Here is a 20,920-nt window from a genome sequence, read left to right as displayed (position 1 = left end):
AGATCGCCCGCGGTAACGCCGGCCAGACGGTTCAGGAACTCGGCCTGGAAGCTGTCGGCCTTTCAACCAACAGCAGATCCAATGTCAGCCTTCAATCCGCTCCAAGCGTCCAAACCGTTCGAGATCGCCCGCGGAAACATTGGCCAGACGGTTCAGGAACTCGACCTGGAAGCTGCCCGGCCCTTGCTCCGCGGTGGAAGCCGCAGCAAGCTCGGCAGCCACGCCGTACGTCACTAGCGCGGCGACGGCCGCTTTGACCAGGTCGGTCTCCACGGCGGCAAATGCGCCGATCACCGACGACAGCAAGCAGCCGGTACCGGTAACCTTCGTCAGAATCGGATGCCCATTGCGCACGACGTACGTCATGCGGCCATCGGAGACGATGTCCTCCTTGCCGGTGATCGCCGCGACCGTTTGCAGCCGCTCGGCTGCATAACGCGCGAGCTCGGCAGGATCGCCGCTTCCTGCGCCCGCGTCGACGCCTTTAATATTCGATTCGCGTCCGACGACATTCGCGACTTCGGCCACATTTCCCCGCAGGATGCCTATTCGCAGGCTGCTCATGAGCGTTTGGGCCGTCTCCGTCCGGTAAGCGGTCGCGCCCGCTCCGACAGGATCCAGCACGATCGGTACGCCATGCGCGTTTGCGGAGCCGCCCGCGAGCTTCATCGAATGGACGACGGTTTCGTCCAACGTTCCGATATTCAGCACGAGAGCGCCTGCGATTTTGGCCATGTCGGCCACTTCTTCCTTGGCATATGCCATCACGGGGGAAGCGCCCAAAGCGAGCAAACCGTTCGCGGTAAAATTGGTGACTACCACATTGGTGATATTATGAACCAGAGGATTACTTTCACGAACCTTCTTCAGTAAGTCGATGACGTCTTGAATGTTCATTCCTTATTACTCCTCTCCGATTTCGGGTCGTAAACTAAAAAACGCCTTGTCCGCATAAGCGGGCAAGGCGCAATAAACACAGTATCGCTGCATGCTTCCTACGATGGCATTACCCAACAGGTTAAGACGGTCAATGGCGGATTAGCCATACTCTCAGCCTGCTGCCGCAAGCTCCCGTGATTATGAAATTGGATGGAGCGGACGACGGGAATCGAACCCGCGACCCTCGCCTTGGCAAGGCGATGCTCTACCGCTGAGCCACGTCCGCACTAGAAAACAGTTTAGTACACCTTGCGGCAAATTGCAAGATGATGTTTGCGTCGATTTTGTGTCAATCATGGCAGCAAGATGGCTTCGTGCTCGGAAAAAAGGATCGGGATGACTTGAGCCGCTATCAATCTCTTTTCCGCTGAATGGTTTGCGAATCATTCGCAGGCTCGGACGATTTCGGTATGATTGCCTGAAATGAGGTTCGGCCGTTGCCTTGAACAAGCTTCAGCTCTCCGCCGTGGCGTTCGATCGCCTTCTTCGCGATAGCGAGTCCAAGCCCGGTTCCGCCGCCGCTTTGCCGCGACTCGTCACCGCGCACGAACGGGTCGAACAATGTGTCGCGCAGCGATTCGGGGATGCCGGGGCCGTTATCGGTGACATGCAGCTGCACCGATTGCTCCGTCTCGATCAGTTCGATGACAACCTCCGTACCCGTCCCGCTATGCTTTAATGCATTGGACAGCAGGTTGGACACCGCGCGGTACATCGAACTCACGTGAAAGCGAAGCATGATTTTGCCACTGGGAATTTCGACGATCAGCTCCTGGCCTTTGCTTTCGAACGGTTCTACGTAATCGATTGCGATGTGGCGGATGAATTCGGCGAAGTCGACTTGCTCGGCGGCGAACGGATACTCCTCGTTATCGAGCATCGCAAGCTGGAACATATCGTCGACGAGGGCCGTGACGACAACGGACTTGTCGTAGATCATTTTCAAATACCGTTCCTGCTTGTCCGGGCTGTCGACGAAGCCGAGATGAAGCGCTTTGGCATAGCCTTGAATTGTAGTAACCGGCGTTTTCAAGTCATGTGACAGGTCGAGCAGCATTTGCCGTTTGCTTTGCATCAGCTTCTTGTTCTCCAGCTCCGACTGTTCGAGGTGTGCCGACATGTCATTGAAATAGTCCTGGATGAGATTGAATTCGTAGTTGGAAACAAACGACATTCGCTCTCCGTAATGGCCGTTCCGCATCCGCTTAATCGTTATCGTAATTTTCTCCAGCGGCCCGGTAATCCTCCTGGCCGTCCAACGGCCGTACGCATATACCGCAATGCCGAACAACAGCAGCAGCACCAGGTTCAGCTGAATATCGAAGTTGTTATGCTGTTTGGGCATCGCGAGCAGCAAGGAATAGATTTTGCCGTCCACCGTCTGGAATGGAACAAGAGAGTACACGTTGGCCAACTCCGGCCTGTCGTACAATCGTTCCAGCAGCTGCTCCGCTGTGTACTTCTCCGTCCGGTCTGCCGGGCTTCCGTCCCGGTAGACGACCCGCCGCTGCTCATCCAATATGTCCAGATGGCCGCCTAACGACGTAATCCGATCGGTTGGGATATGCTCGTAATCCGGGCGAACGATAGCGGCCGCGCTCACCTGGACCGTTGCCCCCGTTTCGAGCCAGTTCCCCATAAACAAGGCGACGGCAATGTTGATCGCACCGAGGGTGAGCGCGAATAAAACAAAGGTTTTGACGAGCGAGATGGAGAGCTTAGTTGGTTTTTTCAACGAAATCGTCCTTCGCAGCGAATTTGTAGCCTAAACCCCGTACGGTTTTGATGAATGCGGGCGGCCGGTCCGGGTCCTCGATTTTGTCTCTGAGCCGGGAGATGAGCACCATTATGCTGTTGTCGTCTTCCCAATACGGCTCCGCCCAGGCTTGCTCGAACAGCTGCTGCTTCGTAAATATACGTCCCGGCGACAGCATGAACGTTTTCAGCAGCTTATATTCCAAAGAGGTCAAGGCAATTTCAGTTCCGCAACGGTAAACGACGCATGCGCCGTGATCCAGCGTAAGCGGGCCGATTGTCGTTTGCGGAGGCGATTCGGGCTCTTCCGGCTTCGTTTCGGGCTCGTTGAACTCGAATGCCCTGCGAAGCTGCGCCTGGATACGTGCGACAACTTCAAGAGGGTTAAACGGCTTGGCGATAAAATCATCGGCGCCAAGTCCAAGCCCTAATATTTTATCGCTATCCTGATTTTTGGCCGACAAAATAATAACGGGCAGCTTGTACTCGGCGCGCAATCTCTTGATCAATTGGTATCCGTCCAGCTTCGGCATCATAATGTCAACGACGGCCAGATCAATCCGGCGCCGGCGAATGCATTCCCATGCCTGCTCGCCGTCGTACGCTTCGATGACCTCATAATTTTCCCTCTCGAGGAAAAGCTTCAGCAGTTCGACGATTTCCCGTTCGTCGTCGGCAATAAGAATCGTTTTCCTCATGACCGGGCACTCCTTTTCTTCGGATGTCCTAGTGACATCGACAGTCTGCATACGTTGTTCTCTCTTCATCCGGCAAATCCTCTTTTGTAAGGTAAATGTAAGACAGGGCTCAGGCTGAAGAAAGATTGATCCCTTATGATGAAGGGGTGAACGATATGACTGGCCAATGGGAGGTTTCGGATGTGATGAAAGCATTACGAATATGGAAAAAAGCGCGTACTGTCACGGTCGCCGCGGGCATAGGTCTGGCGCTCACGGTCAATGCGGCGGCAGCCGGTGCGGGAGAGCAGGTATCTGGGGCCGGTTTGGAGGCGAAACAAGGCGTAGCAGAGCAGCCGACAGGAGCAAGTATGGGCACGGTTTCGAAGCAAGGCGCAGCAGGGCAGCCGACGGGAGCAAGTACGGGCACGGTTTCGAAGCAAGGCGTAGCAGGGCAGCCGGCTGGAACGAGTACTGCGGCGATGCAGGCCACGGCAGCGAAGTCTGTTGATCTTAGCGGCCTTGAGGCGCTTTCCGATCAATTCATGAAAGGCCGAACGGGAGCGGAAGAACCTCCGGGTACGGCAATTGTCGTCGTGCAAGACGGACGCATCGTCTTTCAGAAAGGCTACGGCTTCGCCGATGTGGGCAAAAAAACTTTGGTGGACCCGGCGAAGACGGTTTTTCGCGTAGGCTCGGTCACCAAGGCGGTTACGGCGGCGGCAATCATGAAGCTGGCCGAACAGGGGAAAATCGATTTGAAAGAAGACGTCCAGAAGTACATGGGCGGGATCAAGCTGGACAACCCGTTCAAAACGCCGGTTACGATTCACGATCTGCTGACGCATACGAGCGGATTTCAAGTAACGGTAGAATCGCCGGAATTTTATACACCTGATCTTAAAAACAACGTAAGTTTGAAGGACTTCGTGGAACAGTACATGCCGCCCGTCGTTCGCGAGCCGGGAACGTCGTACATGTACGACAATTTTGCGTTTGAATTGCTCGGTTATGTTGTCGAGAACGTTTCCGGCAAATCGTTTACAGAGTACGCCGATGAAAATATATTCCGCCCGCTGGGGATGAAGCATACGGAAATCGCGATCACGGAGAAATCGCTGCCGCAGCTAGCGACCGGCTACGACGCGGACAACAATGCAATGCCGCCTTACGCGACGACGCCAACGGAAATGGCCGACGGCGGCATGCTGATGACGGCGGAGGATGCGGCGCATTTCATGATCGCCCAATTAAACGGCGGCATGTACGGCGATACGCGCGTTTGGAGCGAATCGTCCATCCGGAAGATGCAGCAGTTCCAGACGGGGATTCACCGGGCTTATCCCGATGCGACCTATGGCTTCGAAAACTTGTTCGATGCGAGCAAAACGGGCGGCCTGCACGTGATCGGCAAAGGCGGGGACGTGCCCGGATACAGCTCGTATATGCTGCTCATACCGGAGAAGAAGATCGGCATCTTCCTTATCCATAACAAGATGGGGGCTTCGACGAAGCTGGCTTGGGACTGGTACTCCATGTTCATCGACCGGTATTTCCCGACGAGCGAGCAAAAACCTGCGGCGCTCTCAATGCCGGCCGAGCAGTTGAAGCGATTTGAAGGGACGTATTCCGACCTGCGGATGAGCATGCTGTTATTCCATGTTTCGGCGACAGGCCCAGGAGAGCTGACCGTCGAGGTTTACGGCCAAATGAAGAAGCTGAAGCAAATCGACCCGCTGTTATTCGTGGATGAAACCGGGCGCATGCTCGCTTTTAAGGAAGAACAGGACGGCACAATTTCGTACTTGAAGTACCTCAACCCGGTCAGTTACGCCGGGAAAGTTTCGACGAAGTTCGTCGACGTTGACGTGAAAAACGAATATGCGCCGTATATCGGAACATTAAAAGCAATGGGCATTTTGCGCGGAGCGGAGGACGGCCGGTTTCATCCGCGGCAACCGGTGACAAGGGCCGAGATGACGGCGCTTATGGTTCGGATCATGGGAGTGACCGGGGTGACCTTGTCGAAGCAGCCTGCAAGGTACAAGGACACATTAGGTATGTGGGCGGAAAGGGAAATCGAAACGGCCGCGGAAGCGGGGTTCGTTCAAGGGATAACGGACACAACCTTCGCGCCGAATAAGGCGATAACGCGGCAGGATGCGGCGATGCTTCTCGTTCACGCATTCCAACGCACGTCGACCCCGGAGCAACTGGCGGCGCTGCCGCTGGACAAAATCAAGCTGGCTCAGCCGGGAAACGCGGAGGCCGATGAGGCGATGAAGATCATCGTTGCCGTCGGGCTGGCGGGACCCGACTTAACGTTGAAGGACAAGGAAACGGTCGATTTCCGGCCGAATGATCCGTTCACCCGTCAGGAAGCCGCATACTGGTTCGCCCAGTTTATTTACAAGTTCATTATGGGGATCGGGTAAGGAAAGAGAGCTGGTGTTCATTCGTGGAGGCAAACATATGAATACGGAGGGCGGGGGCCGGGGCTCCCGCCCTTCCTCGCATTACAATCCGGCCGTGCGAGCCCTTTTTGGGTCGCAGCCTGCTGCTTTCAGCGGCACATTGCAGAGCTACGGTTCCTTGCGTTCGTTGCCCCACAGCGTTGGGGACGCTCCCATCGATTGCCGCCATGCATGGCGCCAGCGGTGAATATCGTTCACATGGATTTCCGGCATATTGGCGCGCGTCTCCTTAGCCGGAATCGCCGGGAAAGGCTTATGCGGCTCCGCCTGGTACCAATAAGCGACCGTGCATAAATCCAGTGTCAAGCTGTTGTCATGGCCGTGCTCAATGCTGGCGCGGAGGCTTTTGGAGAAGCGGATCGGGTCCTCGAGAAGAAACCGGTAGCAATGCGTCCGGCCCGTCCAGCCAAACTTGTCCGGCACCCGCGCATAGCCGAAATAAGGATGCGCATACAGCTCATTCGGACTCCATGAGCTGTTGAAGAAATCTTCCGTACCGGTGCCGTGCAGCGACCCCGGCCATGCTTCGCCGTCGATCATCCACATGTCGTCGCCTTCGCCGTACCACATCGGGCCGGGATTGTCGACATAATAGTTGATGCCGACGAACTGCCCGGTGCCTTCAATGTCCGCGAATACGTAGTTGTGCGCATCGGTCGGATTGCTGCCTTGCGGGGCGATCACTCCCCATTCGGTTTCGCCTTCCCGCGGGTGGACGCCGGTAATCTCCCGGTTCCACCAGGCATGGAAGCGCCCCATCGTATCCGGAATGGAAGGGTGAACTTCGTAGTCGACGTAATAATAGAAGCTGCCAATATCGTGGTCGGATTCATTCTCCACCGTGATCCGCGCTCCGTTGCCGAACGGCATCGGGAAGTAGCTGTTAAGCGCTTTGCCCTTGAGCGGAGCGGCTGCCAAAGGCAATGAACTGAAATTGTACTCCTCGCCCCAACCTTGACCGAAGAAGTCGCCGATCGGCGATTCGACGCTAGGCTCCGTCTCCCCGTCCCAATACATTCGCAGGATGGCGTTGCGGCGGATAAACGGATCGGCGGTTGCGATCGTGATCCAGATATGCTTGATGATGCCGGCTCCGGAAATGGCGGCGATTTCTTTCGTCTCCCCGGCGGCGATCGGGATATAGTCGGCATTCCCTCCCGACCGGTCATAGCTGGATATGCGCTTCGAGCGGACATCCTTCTGCAAATGAACGATGTTATGCAGCGGTCCTTGCACGGCAATACACTCCTTTGGCTAACAAGGTCAATTTCACCCCCATTATAATCTAGACTGCGCCGATTGAATTTAGCACAAGTTGTATCGCTTTTTAACAATTATTGCTATGATGAAATGGAAATGCAGGAGAGCAGGCAGATCGATCCCAGGAACGGACGGTGGCCGTTTTGACCGGTTTTCATTCGATATCGCCCTATATTCGCGTTGCGATGGATAGTTATATCGATTGCCCGTGGAGCGTCCCCGAACGGGTGCTGTGGGACTATGAAATTTTGTATTTGAAGCAGGGGGAGCTGCATGTCACGTTAGAAGACAGATCATATACAGCCGCGCCGGGCGACGTGTTCATTTTCAAGCCAAAGCAGAGTCACTCTATCGTGCGGATCGGCGACTCGCCGGTTAGACAGCCGCATATTCAAAAATGGAAAAAGCAAAACAAGCGATCCAGTTTACGAATGAGCCGCTCAGCCGGATTGCCGAACGGTTCGGGTATCCGAGCATCCATTCGTTTAGCCGCGCCTTCAAAAATAACGAAGGTGTGCCGCCGTCGTTTTATCGAAGCAGAAAAGGGTAATCCGATATTTTCGTTATTGAAACTCTCTATAGAATAAACCTATTAAGATCATAGGTTTTATATCTTTGTCATAATAGCTGGAATGTGTTACAACTGAATTAGATTACAAAGGCAACGTACGTTGTACGATATGGAGGAATGAATACGATGGCAGACGTGAAAAAAATCGCGATTATCGCGGGCGACGGCATCGGGCCGGAAGTCGTAGCGGAAGCGGAAAAAGTATTAAAACGCACGGAGGAGCTGTTCGGATATCAATTCGAGACTTCCCACAGCTTATTCGGAGGCATTGCGATCGACGAGAAAGGCACGCCGCTGCCCCAAGACACGCTCGACAAATGTAAAGCTGCCGATGCGGTATTGCTGGGAGCCGTTGGCGGCCCGAAATGGGACAACAACCCGAAGGAGCTTCGTCCGGAAACCGGCTTGCTCGGCATCCGCAAAGCACTTGGCTTGTTCTCGAACATTCGCCCGGCAACGGTATTCGATTGCTTGAAGGACGCTTCGACGCTGAAGCCTGAAGTGCTGGACGGCACCGACCTGATCGTCGTGCGTGAGCTGACGGGCGGCATTTATTTCGGCGAGAAGTTCCGCCGCGAGGGCGCGAACGGTCAAGAAGCGGTCGATACTTGCGTATATAACGTTAACGAAGTTGAGCGTATTGCTCGCCAAGGCTTCGAAATCGCGCAAAAACGCCGTAAGAAGCTCGCTTCGGTCGACAAAGCGAACGTACTCGAAACTTCGCGTCTGTGGCGTGAGGTCGTAAACCGGATCGCTCCGGAATATCCGGACGTTGAGCTGGAGCACGTGCTTGTAGACAACTGCGCGATGCAATTGCTGCGCCGTCCTTCGAGCTTCGACGTAATCGTTACCGAGAACATGTTCGGCGACATTTTGAGCGACGAGGCCGCTATGCTGACGGGTTCGATCGGCATGCTGTCGTCCGCATCGCTTGGCGAAGGCAGCTTCGGTCTGTACGAGCCGGTGCACGGCTCCGCGCCTGACATCGCCGGACAAGGCATCGCGAACCCGATCGCGACGATTCTTTCCGTAGCGCTTATGTTCCGTCTGACGTTCGGCTACGAAAATGCTGCAGCTTCGATCGAAAATGCAGTGAAATCCGTGCTTGACGCCGGACACCGTACGGGCGATATCGCCGTCGACAAGAGCAAGGCGATCGGCACGACAGCGATGGGCGATCTGATTGTCGCTGCGATGCAAGCTTAATTGAATTAGGATGGGGATACCCCTGGAGCGGCTTCGGCTGCACCGGGGGTTATTTGCAAAATCTTAATTAGAATTATTATAAATAAATAATAATTTTATATTGACTTTAATTCTCATTGATGGTACGATGATATCCGTGGATGCAATAGGCAATCCAAGCTCCCGAGAAGCGGCAACTGCAGGGCTCGAGCTTAGGCGAAACGCCGTGCGGGATCATGCATCCCGGGCAGCTTTAACTTTATTTTTACCCATTCTAAGGAGGTAATTGAACAATGGCAGAACGTTTGGTAGGTAAACAAGCACCTGATTTTACGATGGAAACCGCACATGGCAACGGCAAAGACTTCGGTAAAGTTTCGTTGTCCGATTACAAAGGAAAATGGCTCGTATTATTTTTCTACCCACTGGACTTCACTTTCGTATGCCCAACGGAAATTACGGCATTAAGCGACGCCGCTTCCGAATTCGACAAATTGAACACGGAAATTCTCGGCGTTAGCGTTGACAGCATTCATTGCCACCGCGCATGGATCAACACGCCTAAAGCAGACAACGGCCTTGGCCAGCTGAACTTCCCGCTTGCCGCCGACATCACGAAACAAGTCGCAAGCGACTACGGCGTACTGATCGAAGAAGAAGGCGTTGCACTTCGCGGGCTGTTCATCATCGATCCGCACGGCGAGCTGAAATACCAAGTCGTTAACCACAACGACGTAGGCCGCAGCGTTGAAGAAACGCTTCGCGTGCTGCAAGCTCTGCAATCCGGCGGACTGTGCCCAATGAACTGGAAGCCAGGCGACAAACACCTGACTGCGAAATAAGATCAGGTTCACGGATACACATAAACATAAACATGAACACGAACCCTTTCGGCCAAGGCCGGGAGGGTTTTTGTCGTGTTGGGAAGCGGGACAGGCTCACAAAATTGTATGAACTGCAGCAATTTCGAATAGGTGAGTCCATAATGTTGTTATTGTTGCATCGAGTACAACAATGTAGGCTGAAGCGGATCATTCCGGCGAAAAATGCTGTACGCAGTACATTATTTTCCAGGATACAGCCCGAAGCAATTTTGCTCTCCATCAACTTGGCCTTCTTGTGCCCCATGCTACCGCCAGCCGCTCAAAGTCGAGTCGAATTTCCGCTTCGAATAACCCGCCGGAAACGGCTCATGAATGGTTTGCAGCGGCGCATTGTGCTTTTTGACCCATCTTCTTTTATTGAACGGCAAATTGGCGTAATCGTCATAACGAAAACGGATAACTCCTCCTTTTTACGGTGTGAAAATAGAAATATTTCTTCATTACCCCGTTGGATTATCATATAATGAAGCAAGAGGGACAGGGGAGAAGAGAAGCTATGCCAGTTTGCTTGGTCAAAGGAGCATAGCGATGAAGAAAACTTGGATTTCCTTGATGGCGTTAATGCTTGTCGTTTGGATTGTAATTCCCGTTCATCGGGCTGATGCGGCAGGGGCTTCCGTATACTCGAAGGGGAGCTTCATCCAACCTACGGTGGTCAAAAACTGGACTGTGCAGGATTGGAGCGAGGAGCTTGGCTATTTGAAGGAAGTAGGCAACGAGTTAATTATTTTGCAATGGACGGCGGACTCGCGCTACATGACTTCGATTTACCCGACAGCCATCCCCGGATTTACAAAGGATGCTTCCTACGCGGGCGACCCGATCGAAAATTTGCTGACGGCGGCCGATTCGGTCGGCATGAAGGTATGGCTCGGCACGAACAACAACGACGATTGGTATGTCTATCATGCGACGAATAAACTATGGCTGGATACGTTGTTCGGCTACAGCGAGCAATTTGTCGCCGAACTGCAGGCCAAGTACGGGGCTCATGCTTCGCTTACCGGGTATTATTTTACGAACGAGATGGAGAATTGCAGCTATCAGGATCCGGCTTCCATTCAAAATCTTAAGGAAGCGTACGCCTCCCTGGCGGATCTGGTTCACTCGTATCCCGGCACAACGTTGTCGCTTGCTCCGGCCATATGGCCGGAAAGCTGGTGCGGACAAACGTACGAAATGAACAGCAGCGCGTGGGAAACAACTTGGGACGGCATATTAAGCGGAGCCGATATCGATTATTTGATTCCGCAGGACGGCCTCGGCGGCGGATTTCATACGAACGAGCAGATTGTGACCTGGTATCAATTCATGAAATCGGTCGTTGACCGCCATCCGGCTACCGAGCTGTGGGCCGATATCGAGACGTTCCATGTCGTCAGCCCGAATCCGTGGATTGCCGAGCCGATGGCGATCAAGGATGTCGTACAGCATATGAACCAGGTTAGTCCATATGTTGAAAAAATCATTACGTTCTCATACGATCATTATCAAAGCCCGAAGATCATACCGAACCCGCAATACCATCAAGCCTATAAAGCTTATTACGAAACGGGAGCCGTCGACAGCACCGGACCCGCCGTACCGTCCGGGCTTGAATCGACCCGGCAAGGCACGGATCAAATTGTGCTTAAGTGGAACAACTCGCCGGATGCCGTTTACTATATCGTCTATCGCGATGGCGTGAAGCTGGGCAGGACGAATTCGGCTGCTTACCAGGACAGCAGCGGACTAGCGGCCCATACGACCTATACATATCAAGTCGAAGCGTATGGCGCTACCGGTTATCCGTCCGCGTTATCGCAGCCGCTGCAGGTGACAACGCTTGCTTCGGCCGTGGTGTTGTCCGCAAACAAGCCGTACACCAGCTCGGTGCCGGCCAATATGTATTATGCGGACACGAACGGCACGGAATTGACGGACGGGGTATGGGGCGGCAGCGATTTCCTGAATGCCGCTTGGCAAGGCAGATCGAACGAACAGGATCCACTCGTATTTTCGTTTACGGTTGACCTCGGCTCGAAGCAGCGGATCGATGCTGTCACGATGAACTTTTTCCAGGATCTCCAATCGGCAATTAAGCTTCCGCAATCGGTCGAATATTTCGTTTCGGACGATAACGCGAATTACACTTCCATCGGGATGAAAAGCCTGACGCCGGGCCAGCTCACGCCGGACCGATCGCCGACGCAATACGGCATTGTAACCGATCCCAATACGGAGGGGCGTTATGTCAAAGCGGTCGTTACGAGCCAGCCGTACGGCTGGACGTTTATCGATGAGATGCGCGTTGAGCAATACCCGACGAACGTTGCGTTCCATCAACCGTACACGTCGTCCAAGCAAGCGCATCCGCATGTGCCGGACACCGGCGGCAAAGAATTGACGGACGGCGTGTTCGGCAGCACATCCTATATGGATGAAGCATGGCAGGGGAGGACAGGAAACGCCTCGTTCTCCTACACGATCGACCTGGGCGCTTCGCAAAGCTTAACCGTGTTCGAAGCGACGTTCTTGCGTGACGACGAGCAAGGAATCCGACTGCCTTCATCGGTCGAATATGCCATATCGGACGATAGCCTGACGTTTCAAGCCGCGGGAACGGTGACGATGCCGGCATCGTCCGATTTGAGCTCGAATGTATACCGGCTGACTCCGGCCCAATCGGTAAGCGGGCGGTATGTCAGGGTGACGGTGAATCCGTCAAAATCAAGGACGTTTATCGACGAAATTCAGATCATTCGATAGATTGAATCATCGTGCAACCACAATAAACCCCTTGCCGGGAGACCGGCAAGGGGAATGGCGATGGCATTTACGAGGCAGTTATTCGCGGGCGGGGGGAGCGGGAGGCGTGCCTTTCCCGAGCTCGTTCATCTTGTTCAAGTACTTGTTGACGGCAAGCACATAGGTCGCATGCGACCAAGTGAGCGGCGCGACGGACAGCGGACCTCCGTCAAACGGATCGAGCTGCTCCGGCAATACGCCGCTTTCGAGCGCATGGGCGGCGACCCATTCCAGCGTTCGGCGCGGGACGTCCAAATCGGCCAAGGAACAAGCGCGCTCGATTTCCCACTCGGCTACCCAGAGCGTACAAATAATCCATGGGTTGCCCGGCACGCGGTCGATGTCCGTACTGCGTTGAAAGTAGTAGTCATGATTGTAACGGGCGATTCCGCCTACAGCGGTTCGGACGGACAGCCCGGACTGGATCGCCCGCATCGTCCGGGCGACGCGTTCGTCACCCGCGGGCAGCACGCCGAATTCGAACAAAGCGTACACGCTGCTCTCGAGCGTCATGTCCTGCACCCAGCGCCCGTCTTGACGATACAAACCGCGCGCGAAGCGGCCGTGCTCTTCGTTCCACAAATGCTTCAGTATGCCGGCTTTGATGTTCGCGGCAGATTGCATATATTTCTGCGCCCGTTCGTCGTCGCCGAACAGGCGGGAGAAGTTGGCCGCAGCGACAAGTCCCCCGTAAACCGCCGAGGCGGTAAACGTGAAGATGCCGTACCGTTCCTCCCACAAATCGTAGCTCGGCTTCGGCAGCCCCAAGTCTGGCTCGACGTACGAAATGAGGAACTTGGCCGCCTTGCGGATCAAATTCCGGTATAGCGACTGCGGCAGCTCGATATCGCCGTGCAGGTCGTAGTCCTTCCATAAGGCGAACAGGACAAGAGCCGTTTCGTCCTCCTGAATGGGCAGCTGTTCTTTGCCGCCTTGGATGTACGGATGCCAGCTGGAGCCCACCGTCCCGTCGGGGTTGTATTTGTGCTGCAAGTACCCGTCGGGCGTAAGGGCGGACGCGCAAAACCGGAAGAAAGGGGCGATCATGCCGTGATAGCCCGCCATCGACATGGCGTAAGCGACAAGCGCTCCGTCCCGCGGCCACATATAGCTGTAATGGTCGCGGTTGAACTGCATGATGTCGGAATCGTTCGCCGCGACGATTGCGCCGTCCGCGTCGGTTTGCGAACGTACCATGAGCAGGCTGTGTTTGTACAGCTTGATGCACGGTCCGCTCAAATCGGCGTAATCCATCGGTTTTTTGTTCGCCCACCGCTGCCAATAAATGTTGATGCGGCCCAGCAGCCGGCCGGGGTGATTGTCACGCACATAAGCGTCGAGCGCCTTGACCTGCTCCAAATTTCGGCCTGCCGCAAACCAGTAATACACATCCTTCGAACCGTTCGGCGGCACGAAGATTCGCAAGCTGATCGTGCTGTCGACCGACCCTTGCGCGATTGGGTTACCCATCAAATGCCCGTCCTCGGCATCCCTCCATGTGCCTTCCGCCCCATGAAATCGCTTGACCCCGGTCGAAAACTCATAAATGCCCTCGGACCCGGCCATCCCGTTAAACATAAAGTAGGTATCCTTCTTGTAGTGGATGACGGTATGATTGGACGGATAATAAACGCACGTATCGCCGACTTCGGTTTCGTTGATGACGAGATCCTGGTTGAAAAACAAGCGCACCTCGCGCTCCGTGCCCGACCGGTTAATGACCGTGATGCGCTTCAAATAGATGGAATCGCGCTGGTGGACGCCGTCGCTCATGTAGAGCAGCAGGCCAAGCCTGTCATTCACGGCGGTCACATCGGTTACGAGCGAATCCTCGGCATAGGAGAGCTGAAATTTCCAATCGGGATCGCTGAGCCAGCTGAATTGGCCGTCAACCCATAACCCGGCGCGGCAGCGGTAACCTCCTACATGGTTGAGCTGTCCGACGTACGGATAATAAATGTCGCGGATGAAAGCGTGCTGATCCAGATTGACGAGAAATTTCCCGTTTCCTACGACCAGATGTCTGGGCACCTTCTCACGTCCTTAACGAATGGTTGAATTGAGAATCCGTTCACTGTAGCTCGCAATCATCGTTCTGGCGGATTGCATCGTCTTCGATTGGGCGACAAGCTTGAAGGCCGGGCCGTCGGAGTCGGGCAAAATCAGCACCCATCCGTCGTCGGAAAATATTTTGATGCCGTCGGTTAATTCGACCGTCCGATCCTTTGTTTCGCCCATCATCAATCTCATAATACGCCCTTTTTCGCTCCATGGGCACGGCACTTCCTCTTTGGCGATGCAAAATTGAGGAATTTGCTCAAGCAATGCGGTGAATGTGAGCTGTTCCGCGGCCATCGCCTCAAAAATCGCGCCCAAGGCGTACAAATCGTCGAACAGGGGAGAGAACGTCGCGTCGGCGTTGACTTCCATCATCGCCCGCGGCGTTTCTTTCGTGCGGATGACGGAGGCGCCGGATGCGGCGGCAATCGTTTCGATAATTTGCGGCGCGCTGACAGGAACGCCCAGCACCGCGTGGCGGCCGCTGCGGAACGAAACCGCCGTCTTGAGCGCCAGCAGCAGGTCGTCGGCGACGGCGTCACCGCGGCCGGTGTACAGTGTCATCGGCCCGCCGCTCGCGTCGATCCGGACGGCAAGGTCGGCGCCGATGCTGGCGGCGAGATCCGCCATTTGATGCAGCGACAAACCGTCGGACGGCACGGTGACGACCGATGTTCCGAGCAGGCGGAGCCACCGGAGCAGCAAGGATGTATCGTGCTCGTCGGCGTCCCTTTGGATGACGATGCTGAAACGGGCGGCGCGGATCGCATCGAGGTCGAAGTTGGCGGCGAGCGCCTGCAAATAATCGTTTTCGGCCGCTTCGGCATAAGCGAGATTCACGCCGATGCCTTCAAGCCGGCTACGGACGAAATCTTCCTGCCAATACGCGTTTTCGATTTTGCGCTCCTCGTTTTTCGCGAGGGGCAGCCCGCGCCGGTCCATGAAGGCGATGACCAGCTTCGTTTCGTCGCCCTGCCGGACGAAGCGAATATGAATGCCGCCGTCGAGCCGCAGCGATTTCACCGTATAGCGGGAAACGGCCATGTCGGCCAAGCCGAGGTCCGTCGTATGAATGCCGGCGGAGTGAAGCCCGGAGGCAAAGGCAGTCTTGATAAGCTGAGCGAAAGGAGCAGGCGACGCGCTGACGGCGATCCGGCCGCCCCGCGGCAGCAGCGATCCGTAGGCAGCCGCCAGCTTGCCCGCGAAGTCGGGCGTCATGTCGATATTCGCGGTGCCCTGAACGCCGATGCTCCCGAACAGCGCACTGGCCGCCTGTTCTCCCCAGATAAGCGACGTATGTACGGTCGCGCCGGCTTGAACATGCTTCTTCGGCCAAATTTTGACCCCGGGGCGGATTATTGATTTGGGGCCGGTCGTGCAGCCCATGCCGATAACGGAGCCTTCGTGCAGCGCCGTATTCGGCGCGAGGCGGGTTTGCCCGCACAGGGAAGTTCCCTGCAGCTCGCAGCCTGCGGCGATACGGTTGCCGTCCCACAGGATCGACCGCTGAATCGCCGTGCCGGCGGCGACGATGTTGTGCTTGCCGAGCACGGTATATTCGCCGATTAAGGCATCGTCCTCGATGACGGTGCCGCTGCCGATATAGGCAGGACCGACGCATTTGACCCGGGAGGGCAGCTTCACGCGTTCTTCCATATAGATGCCGGGCAGCACTTCGCTGGCAGCGATCCGTACATTCACTTTTTTGTCGAGCATATCGAATTGGGTTTGCCGGTATTGCTGCAGATTTCCGATATCGGACCAATAGCCTTCCGCAACATAACCGTATAGCGGCGCGCCCCGGCGAAGCAGCATCGGGAACAAATCGTTGCTGAAGTCGAAGACGGCCCCTCTCGCGATATCCTGCAGCAGCTGCGGCTCCAGAATATAGATGCCCGTATTGACCGTGTCGCTGAACACCTCGCTCCAGCTCGGCTTTTCGAGGAAACGGACGATCCGCCCGTCATCTTCGGTCATGACGACGCCGAACTCCAGCGGAGACGGAACGCGGGTCAGCACGATGGTGGCGATCGATCGCTTGCGGCGGTGGAAGGCGATCGCCTTGTGTAAGTCAAAATCGGTCAGCGCGTCGCCGCTAATGACGATGAACGGCTCGTCGAGAAAATCCTCGGCGTTTTTGACGCTGCCCGCGGTGCCAAGCGGCTCCGTCTCTTCGAAGTAGCGCAGCTTCACGCCGAATTCGGCGCCGTCGCCGAAATAATTGCGAATGACCTCCGGAAGGTATTGCACCGTTACGGCAATATCCGTGATTCCATACCGCTTCAGAAGCTCAATGTTGTATTCCATGCACGGGCGGTTCAGCAAAGGAACCATCGGCTTAGGAACATGGCAAGTGAGCGGACGCAACCGGGTTCCTTTACCCCCGGCCATAATGACTGCTTTCATGTACCTTCACCCCTTCGTAGATCTTTAAAGTACGTACGGCGATTGCGTTCCAATCGTAGTGTTCGTTCACTTTATCCTTGGCGCTGGCGGCCATGAGCGCAGCGAAAGGACGGTTTCCGAGCATCTCGGACACATGCCAGGCGAGCGATTCGACATGGCCGGGCAATGCTTTGTAGCCGTCGACCGCATGGTCGATAATTTCGGCGAGCCCGCCGGTGTCGGACACGACAAGCGGGGTGCCGCTTTGCATAGCCTCAAGCGCTACGATGCCGAACGGCTCGTAGAGGCTCGGAAATACGCAGACGTCGGCCGCGGCCAGCAGCTCGTTGCGAACGGCGTCGCTAATAAAGCCGGTAAACAGTACTTTGCCGGACGGCAGCTTGGCTGCTTGGTCCATAAGCGCCTGTTTCATGGGGCCGGTGCCGGCGATCACCAGTTTGGCCGAGGGATGCCGTTCCAGCACGGTAGGCATCGCCTCGAGCAGCACGTGGACGCCTTTCTCGTGGACAAGTCGGCCGATATAGAAAATGATCGATTCCTCAGGCGCGGCGTATTCGCCGCGGTCAAAGGCACCGGCTGCGGTACGGCCTGCGGACGAGGCGGCAAGATCGACCCCGTTCGGAATAATGTCCAGCTTATCTTCGGGCAGTCCAAACAAATGCACGAGTTCCCGCCGCATCGAACGGCTGCAGACGATAACGCGGGACGCTTCGTAAGTCAGCTCCCATTCCAGGGAATGGATGCGATGTTGAAGCTCGTTATGTAAATTACCGTGATTGCGGCCGTATTCGGTCGCATGAATGGTGGCGACCAGCGGCACGTCATACGTCATCTTCAGCTCGCGGGCGGCATAATAGACGAGCCAGTCGTGAGCATGGATGACGTCGAAGCGGAGCTTCAGACGATCGATCAGGGAGATCGCACAATCGGTAAAAGCGGCGTTCATCTGGAACACCCAGTCGAAAAAGTCGATCGACGTGACGGTGCGCAGCACGCCGACCCGGTGCACGTGGACGCCGTTCATCAGTTCATAGGCCGGGGCATTCGGGGCTTCGCCGGTGATGACGTGCACGTCGCAGCCTTGCCGGGCCAGATGGCGCGATAGATCGTATACCGAACGCGCCAGGCCGCCAACGACAAGCGGCGGGAATTCCCAGGCGAGCATCAGGATGCGCTGCCCGCTGCCCTTAGGCGCGGTAGATGCTGCTGCGGGATCGGCGCCCGCAATGCTTTCGCCGCTATGCGTCCCGCGTTCGTGGCTTGCCGCTGCCGCCGTAAGGCCGGCATCGCCGCTCGAAACTGCGCCGCGCTCGCTGCCTGGCGCCGTAGCCGCCGCATGGCTTGCATCGTCGCGCGTAACCGCGCCGAGCCCGCCGCCTGGCGCCACAGCCGCCGTAAGGCTTGCATCGTCGCGCGTAACCGCGCCGCGCTCGCTGCCTGGCGCCGTAGCCGCCGCATGGCTTGCATCGTCGCGCGTAACCGCGCCGAGCCCGCCGCCTGGCGCCACAGCCGCCGTAAGGCTTGCATCGTCGCGCGTAACCGCGCCGCGCTCGCTGCCTGGCGCCGTAGCCGCCACAAGGCTTGCGTCGCCGCAAGCATCCGCGCCTCGCTGGGCCGCGTACAGCCGGTGCATCGCTTCGTCTGCGCCGTCGGGCTTACGGCGGTATCGCCGCCAGTCGACGCCTGGGAAGCATGGCGACTGGCGTTCGATGGCGGCGAGCCTTTGCGCATCGAAGCGCTCGTCGTCCGCCACCATGTCGAGCAGCTCGTGCAGCTGCAGCAGATGGCGCTGCGTCCGGCGGGCCGCATACGACGGCACCGTGCCGGCGTCGAGAATAAACGCCCAGTCGCTGCTCTGCGCGAGCATCAGCTCGCGAGCGGCTTGATTGAGCAGCCGATCGGTCGCGCCGATCGCGGTCTCCGTCGTCTCTGTCGACTCCAGCGATGCTTCTCGATGCCCCTCAAGCTGCGCCAAGCCTTCCGCCGCTTCTTCCTCCGCAAAACCGATTCTTTCCGTGACCGCCTGGATGAGCCGATCCTCGGCATAATGGAGATGCCGGTAAATCCAATCGTTGTTCCCCTGCAGCCATACGTCGGCATACCCGTTACGCCCCCAGCTGCAGAACGGAATTTTCGCTTGCTGGGATTCCGGGTATTCCGCGAGATAATCTTCGGGCGTCGCCAGCCGAACGGGACCGCCCCGCCGGTCGAATTCCCGGCATAACGCTTCGATCCATGCCGGACCTTCATACCACCAATGGCCGAACAATTCGGCGTCATAAGGACAGACGACTATCGGTTTGCGGTCGATGGAGCTTGCGTAGTGGGCGAGCTGCCGTTCCCGGCAATCCGCGAAATGAGCCGCATGCATACGGGCTTTGTTCATCGCCCAATCGACGTTGTACGGCTGTTTGTCCTCCCCTTCGCCGGTGATCCGGTAATACTTGATGCCCGTATGAATCCGATCTCCGTTCGACAGGACGTGCGGGCGTATATACTCCCATTCCTCGGCGTCGTACCAGCCCAAGTCCCAGCCGATATCGCGGTAATACTCGCGATAGTCGTGATCGCCGGGATAACCTTCGTGGCTGCTCCATACTTGCTGCGACGACTCGGGATCGCGGGCGAATGCGTGAATCCCGCTTTCCGTGGCGACGGGCGCGGCCAAATCCCGCACCGGCTTCGGTTTCGCATACCTCAAGCCGTGCGCATCAACGATAAAATATTGAATCCCATGCGCTTTCAGCACGGCGTCCACGTGCTCGGCATAACCGCATTCGGGCAGCCAAATGCCTCGCGGCGCACGCCCGAAATGGCGCTCATAATCGAGGGCGGCGGTAGCGATTTGCGCATGGATCGCCTCCGTGTTCTTGACAAGCGGTAGAAAGGCATGAGTGGCGGCACAAGTCAAAATATCCAGCACGCCGCGATCCTGCATCGCCCGAAACTGGCCGATGAGATTGCGGTCGTACCGGGTGTACATCTGGAAGAAATGCTGAAGCTTGTCGGCATACATGCTCGCAACGGTTTGAAGCGCTTCGTCCGGCGCGGTGCGTTCGACTTCGGCGCGCGCGAGATCGGTCAGCTTAAGCAAATGGGCTTCGTACCTGATCTGCATTAGCGGATCTTCCATTAGCGCAAGCAAGGTAGGCGACAAGGTCATGGCGATGCGGAAGCCGACGCCGTCTTCGTTCAGTCGCTCGAATACGTCGAGCAGCGGCAAATACGTCTCCGTCATCGCTTCGAAAAACCAGCGCTCCTCCATGTAGTCGTCCCGGTCGATATGGCGGACGTACGGGAGATGAGCATGCAAAATAAGCGATACGTAGCCGTTTATGTGTTCGTTCATCAAATGGCCTCCGAGTGCGGTTCATATAAGGTATAAGCGGAAAATTGCTCGAACATAGCTCCGTCCAGCTCTTGAAACCAGATGGATCGGCCATGTGGCGAATGTACCTCCGGCGAATCCGTTTCGTCGAAATCGGCCTCGGCATTGCGAGGCGTCATGACGATATTGGAACGCAGCAAAGGAATGAACTGACGTTGTACGTTCAGAATGCCGAAATCGGCAATATACGTGCAGTTGGGTAAGAGATGAGAGAAATACCAGGAGCTTGAATCGCCCACATTTGTATCTGCATAGGTGCGGCGATGTCCCGTTCCGTCGGAACGGCTGCCCGGCATGGCGTATAACCGGACGATCTTGGGCATGACCGACCAATCGGCGCAATAGTGCTGGGCGACGAGCCAACGCTTGCGGTCCGATACGTCCCAATACGCATAAAGCGTTGTAGGATCTTTGACCAGAAGCTGCAGCGTGTCCGCGTTGTAGCGTTCGGCTAAATGTTGATTTTGAACCATTTGACCCCTCCGAAAATTTATGTTCTGCTTTGAGCGACAGCCTGTAAAGAAAATTTATGAAAG

Annotated in this window: 13 protein-coding genes and 1 tRNA gene; 5 read left to right on the top strand and 9 right to left on the bottom strand. The window is 56.2% G+C overall.

All coding sequences use genetic code 11. The features are described from left to right. Positions 1-84: 84 nt before the first annotated feature. From thiM to AC0LWM_RS09875, 4 genes are all read right to left on the bottom strand, one after another. Positions 85-897 carry a hydroxyethylthiazole kinase gene (gene thiM, locus AC0LWM_RS09890; protein ID WP_474674754.1) on the bottom strand — a complete coding sequence of 271 codons (813 nt, stop codon included), beginning with the start codon at positions 895-897 and terminating at the stop codon, positions 85-87. 193 nt (positions 898-1,090) lie between these two features. Next, positions 1,091-1,165: transfer RNA gene (locus tag AC0LWM_RS09885), tRNA-Gly, on the bottom strand. Between the two features lie 126 nt (positions 1,166-1,291). Continuing rightward, positions 1,292-2,674 (bottom strand): sensor histidine kinase, encoded by a 1,383-nt coding sequence (locus tag AC0LWM_RS09880; RefSeq protein ID WP_474674753.1) that lies wholly within the window; start codon positions 2,672-2,674, stop codon positions 1,292-1,294. After that, complete coding sequence (locus AC0LWM_RS09875; RefSeq protein ID WP_474674752.1) at positions 2,658-3,392, bottom strand: response regulator transcription factor; 735 nt, start codon at positions 3,390-3,392, stop codon at positions 2,658-2,660. The genes AC0LWM_RS09880 and AC0LWM_RS09875 overlap by 17 nt, the downstream gene beginning before the upstream one ends. A gap of 185 nt (positions 3,393-3,577) precedes the next feature. Here AC0LWM_RS09875 and AC0LWM_RS09870 point away from each other — a divergent pair, with 185 nt between their 5' ends. Beyond that, positions 3,578-5,806: a serine hydrolase domain-containing protein gene (locus AC0LWM_RS09870; RefSeq protein WP_474674845.1), complete on the top strand. Its 2,229-nt coding sequence runs from the start codon at positions 3,578-3,580 to the stop codon at positions 5,804-5,806. A gap of 147 nt (positions 5,807-5,953) precedes the next feature. Here AC0LWM_RS09870 and AC0LWM_RS09865 read toward each other — a convergent pair whose 3' ends face one another. Then, entirely contained in the window at positions 5,954-7,081 is a 1,128-nt protein-coding gene (locus AC0LWM_RS09865) for a glycoside hydrolase family 172 protein (protein WP_474674751.1), read from the bottom strand. A 251-nt stretch (positions 7,082-7,332) separates the two neighbouring features. On the opposite strand from AC0LWM_RS09865, the gene AC0LWM_RS09860 reads away from it, so the two are divergent. The 4 genes from AC0LWM_RS09860 to AC0LWM_RS09845 all read left to right on the top strand — a co-directional run bounded on the left by AC0LWM_RS09860 (position 7,333) and on the right by AC0LWM_RS09845 (position 12,493). Continuing rightward, complete coding sequence (locus AC0LWM_RS09860) at positions 7,333-7,692, top strand: cupin domain-containing protein (RefSeq protein WP_474674750.1); 360 nt, start codon at positions 7,333-7,335, stop codon at positions 7,690-7,692. A gap of 110 nt (positions 7,693-7,802) precedes the next feature. Beyond that, positions 7,803-8,882 carry a 3-isopropylmalate dehydrogenase gene (gene leuB / locus AC0LWM_RS09855; RefSeq protein WP_474674749.1) on the top strand — a complete coding sequence of 360 codons (1,080 nt, stop codon included), beginning with the start codon at positions 7,803-7,805 and terminating at the stop codon, positions 8,880-8,882. Positions 8,883-9,154: 272 nt separating this feature from the next. Further along, positions 9,155-9,703, top strand: coding sequence for a peroxiredoxin (locus AC0LWM_RS09850; RefSeq protein ID WP_474674748.1), 549 nt, complete (start codon positions 9,155-9,157; stop codon positions 9,701-9,703). A 570-nt stretch (positions 9,704-10,273) separates the two neighbouring features. Beyond that, a complete protein-coding gene (locus AC0LWM_RS09845; RefSeq protein ID WP_474674747.1) occupies positions 10,274-12,493 on the top strand; it encodes a DUF4434 domain-containing protein in 2,220 nt (739 codons plus the stop codon). A 78-nt stretch (positions 12,494-12,571) separates the two neighbouring features. Here AC0LWM_RS09845 and AC0LWM_RS09840 read toward each other — a convergent pair whose 3' ends face one another. The 4 genes from AC0LWM_RS09840 to AC0LWM_RS09825 are packed head-to-tail and all read right to left on the bottom strand — an operon-like array spanning position 12,572 to position 20,857. Continuing rightward, positions 12,572-14,563, bottom strand: a complete 1,992-nt coding sequence (locus AC0LWM_RS09840; RefSeq protein WP_474674746.1) for a glycoside hydrolase family 15 protein — start codon at positions 14,561-14,563, stop codon at positions 12,572-12,574. A gap of 12 nt (positions 14,564-14,575) precedes the next feature. After that, positions 14,576-16,996 carry a sugar phosphate nucleotidyltransferase gene (locus AC0LWM_RS09835; protein WP_474674745.1) on the bottom strand — a complete coding sequence of 807 codons (2,421 nt, stop codon included), beginning with the start codon at positions 16,994-16,996 and terminating at the stop codon, positions 14,576-14,578. Next, positions 16,968-20,345 carry a 1,4-alpha-glucan branching protein domain-containing protein gene (locus AC0LWM_RS09830; protein WP_474674744.1) on the bottom strand — a complete coding sequence of 1,126 codons (3,378 nt, stop codon included), beginning with the start codon at positions 20,343-20,345 and terminating at the stop codon, positions 16,968-16,970. Before AC0LWM_RS09830 ends, AC0LWM_RS09835 begins: the two co-directional genes overlap by 29 nt. Next, the gene (locus AC0LWM_RS09825; protein ID WP_474674743.1) at positions 20,345-20,857 is read right to left on the bottom strand and encodes a DUF4912 domain-containing protein; all 513 of its coding nucleotides are present in this window, start codon (positions 20,855-20,857) and stop codon (positions 20,345-20,347) included. The genes AC0LWM_RS09830 and AC0LWM_RS09825 overlap by 1 nt, the downstream gene beginning before the upstream one ends. Positions 20,858-20,920 lie beyond the last annotated feature (63 nt).

The sequence above is a fragment of the Paenibacillus sp. sgz302148 genome (genome assembly GCF_056120465.1).
The sequence above is the reverse complement of the archived record's forward strand: the minus strand, read 5'-3'. Positions and strand labels throughout refer to the sequence as shown.